Annotated in this window: 4 protein-coding genes and 1 pseudogene; 1 reads left to right on the plus strand and 4 read right to left on the minus strand. The window is 69.1% G+C overall.

From position 1 onward, the window contains the following. The 3 genes and pseudogenes from AB0E94_RS52160 to AB0E94_RS52170 all read right to left on the minus strand — a co-directional run. Positions 1-923, minus strand: a pseudogene (locus AB0E94_RS52160) (phosphoketolase); the annotation flags it as partial. A gap of 451 nt (positions 924-1374) precedes the next feature. Beyond that, positions 1375-3588, minus strand: a complete 2214-nt coding sequence (locus AB0E94_RS52165) for an EAL domain-containing protein (protein ID WP_360344238.1) — start codon at positions 3586-3588, stop codon at positions 1375-1377. Positions 3589-3943: 355 nt separating this feature from the next. Beyond that, positions 3944-4327 carry a hypothetical protein gene (locus AB0E94_RS52170; RefSeq protein ID WP_360344241.1) on the minus strand — a complete coding sequence of 128 codons (384 nt, stop codon included), beginning with the start codon at positions 4325-4327 and terminating at the stop codon, positions 3944-3946. A gap of 58 nt (positions 4328-4385) precedes the next feature. Between AB0E94_RS52170 and AB0E94_RS52175 the strand changes: the two genes are divergently transcribed. Continuing rightward, positions 4386-6587: an NB-ARC domain-containing protein gene (locus AB0E94_RS52175; protein WP_360344244.1), complete on the plus strand. Its 2202-nt coding sequence runs from the start codon at positions 4386-4388 to the stop codon at positions 6585-6587. Here the strand turns inward: AB0E94_RS52175 and AB0E94_RS52180 are convergent. Beyond that, positions 6568-8067 carry a hypothetical protein gene (locus AB0E94_RS52180; RefSeq protein ID WP_360344247.1) on the minus strand — a complete coding sequence of 500 codons (1500 nt, stop codon included), beginning with the start codon at positions 8065-8067 and terminating at the stop codon, positions 6568-6570. The two genes, AB0E94_RS52175 and AB0E94_RS52180, sit on opposite strands and share 20 nt — an antisense overlap. Between the last annotated feature and the right edge of the window lie 128 nt (positions 8068-8195).

Below are 8195 nucleotides of genomic sequence, written 5' to 3' on the forward strand. Positions count from 1 at the left end.
TGGGAGCGCCACGTGCCGGTGACGGTGATGCCGTCGATCTTCTCCGGGCCGGTCCAGCCCTTCGGCGTGCGCATCACGATCAGCGGCCAATGCGGGCGGCTGCCGTCCCACGTACCGCCGCGGGCCTGGTTTTGAATGTCCTTGATCTTGCCCCAGGCCTCGGCGAGCACCGCCGCGAACCGGTGGTGCATGCCCGGCAGATCGGCGCCTTCGATCTCGATCACGTCGTAGCCGTGGCCCTCGAGGAGTTTGCGCACCTCGGCCGGGTCCTTGCGGGCCAGCACGGTCGGGCCGGCGATCTTCGCGCCGTTGAGGTGCAGGATCGGCAGGACCGCGCCGTCGTGCTCCGGGTTGATGAAGGAGATGCCCTTCCAGGAGCCTTCGAGCGGGCCGGTCTCGGCCTCGCCGTCACCGACGACCGCGATGGCCAGCAGGTCCGGGTTGTCCATGACCGCGCCGAAGGCGTGCACCAGCACGTAGCCGAGCTCGCCGCCCTCGTGGATGCTGCCGGGCGTGGTGACACTGACGTGGCTGGGGATGCCGCCGGGGCTGGAGAACTGGCGGAACAGCTTGAGCAGGCCGCCCTCGGACAGATCCACCTTCGGATAGACCTCGGAGTAGGTGCCCTCCAGGTAGCCCGCGGCGACCAGGGCCGGGCCGCCGTGACCCGGGCCGGCCAGGTAGATGGCCTGCTGCCCGGTCTGCTTGATCAGACGCGACACGTGGGCGTAGACGAACGACAGACCCGGGCTGGTACCCCAGTGGCCGAGCAGGCGCGGCTTGATGTGCTCCGAGGTGAGCTTCTCGCGCAGCAGCGGGTTGCCCTGGAGGTAGATCTGCCCGACGGTCAGGTAGTTGTTGGCCCGCCACCAGGCGTCGAGGCTCGCGACCTCGGCATCGTCCGGAGCGGCGAGCCTCCGCACGAGTTCCTGCTGATCGAGCTCGATGGCCCGGTTGTCCGAAACGGCGGTCACAGAAGTGGTCCTCTCGTTGCGATGACACCTTGATCGGATGCTATTGACGTACGCGGGGCCTCGCAGTCAAAGCGTGATTCCTCAACCGTCGCTGAGGGTTGTGTCCGCAGGTCAACGTGGCGGTGAACGAAACCTCATCGGGTGTAGCTCTCGGGCGGGCCGTGGCCCGTCCGCGAGTACGGCCTCCACAGCGACGCCACCGCCCGCAGCACCGGTTTCTGATACCTGGCACGGTGCGAGTCACCCGGTCACGAACGGCTCCACTCGCCGGCGAGCCGGAACAAGGGCGGGCATCCGCAGCAGAGATGGTCGCACCCCCGGCGGTCCTCCCACGCCCACCCGCCCGTGGACCACCACCACGGCCAGGACGCGTTGTCGGTTCCGTGGGCAGCGGCGTCGGTCAGTCGTGGGCCGCAGCCGTCACGACCGCATCGGTGGAGGACTGCCGGCGAAGCCATGCGGTGGTGACGTCGGCGTTCTGTGGTCGTGCGATGCCGTACCCCTGGGCCAGGTCACATCCATATCGGTGTAGCTGAGTGAAGATGTCGTCGTCTTCGACGCCTTCGGCGATGATGCGCATACCGAGGCTGTGTGCCAGCTGCACGGTGCTCTGAACGATGGCGGCGCTGCGGGAGTCGTGCCCGCAGCGGCTGACGAACGCCCGGTCGAGTTTCAGGTCGTCGACGGGCAACATCTGCAGGTAGGTCAGGCTGGAGTAGCCGGTGCCGTAGTCGTCGACGGCGATCCTGATGCCCATCGACCGCAGCGTGCTGAGCAGCGACAGCGCAGTGTCGGCGTCGGTCATGAGGACACTTTCGGTGACTTCCAGGTCGAGGGCGGTGGCCGGCAGGCGGTAGCGGTGCAGCAGCCCGGCGATTTGTTGGGGCAGCAGCGGGTCACGTAGGTCAGAGACGGACAGGTTGACCGCGACGGAGACCGGCAGCCCTTGGTCGCGCCAGGCGCGGCTCTGCCGGCAGGCGAGGTCGAGGACGGCGGTGGTGACCGATGCGATGAGGCCGGCGTTCTCCGCCACGGGCAGGAACTCGTCGGGGTAGACCAGGCCACGGGTGGGGTGCTGCCAGCGGACGAGGGCTTCGACACCGCAGACACGGCGGTCGGAGGTCACGGCAACCTTGGGCTGGTAGTGCAGGACGAGTTCGCCGCGGCCGATCCCGGAGCGTAGTTCTTCGAGCAGGGTCAGCCGGGAACGGGCTTGGTCGTCGAGGCCGGTCGCGAAGGCGACTCCGCCGTGGCCGGCTTTCGCCGCGTACATCGCCACATCGGCGCGGCGCAGCAGGGTGGGCCGGTCGGCACCGTCGTCGGGGAAGACGGCGACGCCGATGCTGGCGTCGGCGTGCAGGTCGACTTCCGGCAGCACGAACGGGTCCCGTAGGACGGTGTGCACCTCGGTGGCGAGCCGCCGGGCACGGCCGGTGTCGGGCATGAGCAGGCCGAACTCGTCGCCGCCGAGGCGGGCCAGTAGGACATGTTCGGGCAGGATGGTCCGCAGCCGGGCGGCGACCTTCGTCAGGAGGTTGTCGCCGACGTCGTGGCCGAAACTGTCGTTGACCTCTTTGAACCTGTCCAGGTCGAGCAGCGCGACGGCCAGGCTGCCGCCGGCACCGGTGGCCAGGAGATCGTCGAGCTGTTCGACGAAGTGGCGTCGGTTCGCCAGACCGGTCAGGTCATCGGTGCGGGCCTGCCGGTGGGCGGTGCTGAGCGCGGCGGCGGTGCGGACGCTGACCATCATCCGGATGATGGTCGCGCCGATCGCGGCGGTGGCGAGCAGCCCACTGACCGGTGCCACCGCCCGGTCGCTGAACGCGTCGACGGCCAGCAGGCCCAGGCACAGGAAGGCCAGAACCGCCGGAACCGCGGTACTTGATCCGGTGCCGCCTGTGCTCCTGGTAACGGCAGAATGGCGATCGGGACTGCTGGGGGCCAGGGCCAGCAGGGTCAGCCCGCCGACCCACAACAGGTCCAGGGACGTGGGCGCTTCCGTGCCCCGCCACTGTGTGACCATGCTGACGACGTCCGCGGTCGCGAATACGGCCATCCCGGTGATCAGCCGCAGCATGGCCCGGTCGGCATGCCATCCGCACAGGGCCCAGGCGCCGAGCAGGCAGCCGGCCACGGCAACGTCGGACAGGGGATAGGCGACGTTGACGAGGACCTCGCCGATCGAGGCTTGCGGTGACGGCGGAACGGTGGCCAGCAGCGGGGCAGAGACCAGCGCGGAGACCGCGCCGGCGGCGATCGCCCCGTCGAGCCAGGCGGCCGCGCCGAGACGGGGAAGACGGTGATGCAGCAGCAGGATCAGCGCGACCCCGCAACACGGATAGAACGCCAGCCATAGCAGGTCCGACAGCGTCGCCGCAGGCACGGGATCCAGGTAGCGCACGCGCAGGTACCAGTAGCTGTTGCCGGCGGCGTAGGCGAGCATGCCAGCCGCCAGCAGCCACCACACTCGCCGGACGGGACCGGCCGTCCGGCGTGCCCCGGCCGCGGCCAGCACGGCGGGCCCCAGATAGACGATGTTGGCAAGCAGAACAGCCAGGTCGCTGTCACCGGCGGCGGAGCCGGTGTCGGCGAGGACACAGATGACCGTGTACACCGCGACGAGCGCACCGTGAACGAGCCACAGCGCCGTGGCACGGTGGCGTATCCACACGGAAGGCGCAGTGGGTCGCATAGCAGCAGTATCGGGCTCGGGCCCTGGATCTTGAGGAGGAACACCGGCTTCGGGACCTTTCCCGGGCCGGACCGGGACCTTCGTCACCCGCCGCCGCGTCTGCACCGACGCCACCATTGGCGTCCTCGCTGACCCGCCTGATGAACTCCTCGCCCACTGCTACTCCGGCACGCCCGACACCGACGATATGTTCCGGTGATCGTCGCCGATGTCTAGGCCGACATGGGAACCGTCCCGTGCGGCTCGTATCAGCGGGCTCCGCTGCACACGGCGATGATCAGTTGAGGTTGATGTCGCCGGTGAACTGGTAGCCCTGAATGGCGGTTCGTATGTTCGCGTTGCCGCTGATGGTGTTGTGTGCGGTTCCGGACGCGTTCGTGACGGTGCCGGCCTGAGCCATCCAGCGGTCGAGCCAGTCCGCGGTTTCCGGTTCACGGTCTGCGGCGTCGTGCAGGAGCCCGGCGAGGGCCTGGACCGTTGCGGGATCGCGTGGGGTCTCCTCGGCCGCAGTCAACGCGGCGGCCGGGGGCGATTCGGGTCCCCACCGGGCGGTGACGAAGCCTTTCAGGCTGGTCCAGGTGGCTTTCCCTGCCTCACCGGCGGCACCGCCGAGCAGGGCGGCGACGACGGCGGCTATCGCCTCTACCGTGAACGGTTCCATGAGCGGAGGGTAGCCGTATCTGTCAATGCCCGTCCGGCGGTTGCCGCGTTGGACTGTCGTGATCGGACACCCTCAGCCGTCGATCTCTTTAGTCGCGTACGGTGAGGTGACGTACGCGACCGGTGGCGAGGAGTGCAGGGTGTCGAACGACTTCTCCGGTGAAGCGCACACCGTGGTGCCGATTCAGCGCAACGACTTCTCCGGTGAAGCGCATACCGTCGTGCAGATCCAGCAGATGATCGGCGACATCGTAACCAGCGTTCCGGCGCAAAAGCCGCGGGTCCCCCGTCAGCTGCGTCCCGCGGACGCCCTGTTCATTGATCGTGCGGTTCCGCTCAAGGTGATGATCGACGGACCGCTCGCCGGGGCGGGCACCGGTGTGCACGTGGTGGTGGTCAGCGGACCCGAGGGCGTGGGCAAGTCGGCCCTGTCGCGGGTTGCCTGTGGGCTGGCGCCGCAGTTTCCGGGTGGCGAGTTGTGGGTCGATGTCCGGTCGGTGCAGCAATACGCCGACGGGCCTGCCCTGACCGGCGAGATGCTCGCCCACTGTCTGCGGAGCCTGGGCGCCACAGCGATTCCAGAAAAGCTGCACGAACGGCGAGCGATGCTGCAGACATGGACCGCGGGGCAGCCGGTGCTGCTGGTGCTGGACGGCGTGACCGAGCCGGCACAGATCGAAGACCTGCTGCCACGAGCTGCGGGCAGCGTCGTCCTCGCCACGGTCGCGCAGCCGCCGGGGCGGTTCATCGCACGAGGGGGTGCCGTCTCGGTGAAGCTGGATTCGCTCGACGAAAGTGACGCACGTGCGCTGCTGGCTGCGATGGTAGGTGACGAGCGAGTCGACGCCGACCCGGCCGCCACCACTGCCTTGATCGAAATCTGTGGTGGGCTGCCTGCCGGGCTGCGGACTGTGGGTGGCTGGCTGGCCGACTTCCCGTCGTTGACCGTCCGGGAACTCGTGGAGGATCTGGAGCCGGATGGCGACGATCGTCTCGAATCGCTGGTCGCCGCGGTTTACGACCAGCTGCCAGTCGGCGCGCAGAACGCGTTCTGCCTGCTCGGCGCGGTGCCGTTGCCGACCTTCACCGCCGTATCGGTGGCCGCGCTGCTCGGCGGCGAGCAGGCCGCGGGCCTATCCGCGGTGATGGCGCTGCACAGCCGATATTTGGCGGTGGATCTGCCGGCCCGACGGTTCCGAATGCCCGAACGCGGGAGGCGGGCGGCCCGGCGCCGAGGCCGTCGCCTGCCGTCGGCGCAGGTGGGCGAGGCGGTCGCGCGCTTGCTCGACTGCTTCACGATGCGGGCGTTGTTCGCCGATCAGCTGCTGCTGCACCCCGACCGGCTGCGACTGGTGCCGCTGGAGGACTTCGTCGTCGGGCAGACCAGCCCGTTCGCTGACGCCGCCGCCGCGCAGGACTGGGTCGACGACGAATGGCCCGCGTTGATGGTCGCACTCGACCATGGCGCCCGGTCCGGGCACGCCGAGGGCGTCTGGCAGCTCGCGGAGGTCATCGCAGCGCTGTCGCTCAACCGGCGCAGCTCCAGCGACCTGATCAAACTCTGCGAGATCGGCGTGAAGGCCGCTGCCGTCGAGGGCCGTGTCGACGTGCAGGCCCGGCTGAACGCCCTCGCGTCCCGTGGGTTCCTGGACCTCGGCGACCTGCCGGCGGCCAAGCGTGTCCTGCAGACGGCGCTGGAACAAGCCGAAGCAGCCGGGAACCTGCTGTTGCTGGCATCAGTCTGGGAGTTCTGGGGACGATACCTAGAACAATCCGGTCACCGCGGTGAGGCCGCGGACGCGTACCGGAACTCGTTGCGCCTCAACGAGACCGCCGGGGATCGACGTGGCGCGGCCTTGGCCGCGTTCTTCCTAGCCGGTGTGACAGACCGGGAGCCAGTCACCGAGTACGAACGGCTGCTCCGGGTCTTCGGCCAGGAACTGGCAGACGAGCGGATGGCCGCGCGGGTCGGGATCCGTCTCGGCGCCGGATACGCGGCTCAGGGCGCACCTGATCGTGCGGTCCCGGTACTGGACGAGGCGATCCAGGTCCTGCTGCGGCGCAACGCCACCCACTACGCAGCCGAGGCGTTGCAGGTGCTGGCGGACATCGCTGAACAACTCGGCGACCCGGCCGGTGCCCACCGGGCGTTGGCGAAGGCCGCCGACCTGCTGGCCGCGCGAGGCAACCCGCGACACGCGCCGTTGCTACAACGACTGGCCGCTCTCGAGGACCGCGGGATCATCCCAGAGTCACCTTGAACACGCGGGGCCCGACCACCAGCCGCACGGTGCCCGACAGCGGCAGGCCGGCGGCCCACATCGCGTAGACGGCGAGGGCAGGAAACATCGGATCCACTGGCACATCGACGACGACGCTGACGGACGTGCCGTCCCGCAGTAACACCCGGTCGGCCACACCGGCGCAGGTCGCGCCGGGATGCCAGCGCAGCAGCTCGTGGGCGTCGCGACGGTGCCGGCTCGCCACCACTGCGGCATTCGCGACGGCATCCTGATCAGGTTCATCGTCGTACGCGGCCCAATGATGGATCAGCGCCTCCGGCTTCTCTGCCGGCCCGCCGGGGGCATGGCGACGAACCACTACCGTCCCGGGCGCGGTTAGGTCGGTGCACACCACGAACGAGCCGGGCTCGCGGCGCTCCGGGTAGGGGTCCGGCCACGCACGTACCCTTGCGGGCCGGCCCGGGACAGGCAATCCCATCCTGTCGTAGAACAGTTGTCGCAACTTCTGTGTGGAGCCCTCCGGCCCGGCGAACGCCGACTCCCGGATTCCCTCGACCGGTTTCGCTGCATCCAGCTGTTGCTGCAGGTTCTGCTCCGGATCGAGGCGGGCGGCAACATTACCCAGGTGGGCCATTGCCGTGCCGGGTACGACCTCGGAGCCGAACGCGGCCAGTAGAAGAGGCTTGCCGAGTGCCGCGCCGAACAGTGTCACGGAGCCGTGGTCTCCCACCATCACATCTGCGGCGGCCACTGTGGCCTGCCATCCCTCGTGCGGCGGGACCAGCGCTAGGCCGGCGTCCAGAGCTTCGGCCAGCCAGGCACGGACCTGCCACGGACTATGGCCGAACCAGACATTGGGGTGCAAGATCAAAGCCGTGCGGTACTCGTCGTAGGGCAGGGACTTCATCAACTCACCCGGCAGCCAGGGCAGCGTCCCCCACAACGAGGTCGAACCCCACGTCGAGGTCAGGACGACGAGCCGCTGCCCATCTGCGACATCGAGCGCAAAACGGTACCGGGGGACCATCCGCTCGCTGGCGATCAGGCGTTCCAAGGTGACGTCGCCGATCACCTGGACCGGTGTTCCCGGCGCCATCCGGCCCAGTTGATCTGCTTGATCGGGATGGGACACCACCATGGTCGGTGGCTCGGCCCGAGGGCGGGGGACGACCCCGGAAACGCGGGTGCTGGTACCAGCCGTATCGGGAACGTATTTGTGGAAACCGACACCGTGCGGCAACACCACCACAGGCCCGGCGAGGCCATCGAGGTCGGCGTTCTCCGTAGCGGTCACCGTGAGATCCGCTGAGGTCCGGCGTGCCTGATCCCGGGAAACCGTCCGCGCCCCGGCAGCGTGCAATGTCTCTCGCACACCGTCGGCGAAGGGCGAGCCGTCATCGACGGTGAAGACCGTCTGGACGCGGAAGTCGTCGTCGAGAACACGCAACGCCTCCAGCAGCCGGTTGGCCGACGTCACTGTCCGGGCGATACCCAACACGACACGACGGTGACCGATCGTGATCCACGGAGCCTCCCGGCTCCCGGCTCCCGGCTCCCGGCTCCCGGCTCCCGGCTCCCGGCTCCCGGCTCCCGGCTCCCGGCTCCCGGCTCCCGGCTCCCGGCTCC

This window comes from Actinoplanes sp. NPDC026670, from assembly GCF_040638175.1.
Classification (GTDB): domain Bacteria; phylum Actinomycetota; class Actinomycetes; order Mycobacteriales; family Micromonosporaceae; genus Actinoplanes.

Excerpts from the sequence above, each read along its gene's own strand:
- AB0E94_RS52170 (WP_360344241.1), bottom strand. The coding sequence starts at position 4,327 with ATGGAACCGTTCACGGTAGAGGCGATAGCCGCCGTCGTCGCCGCCCTG.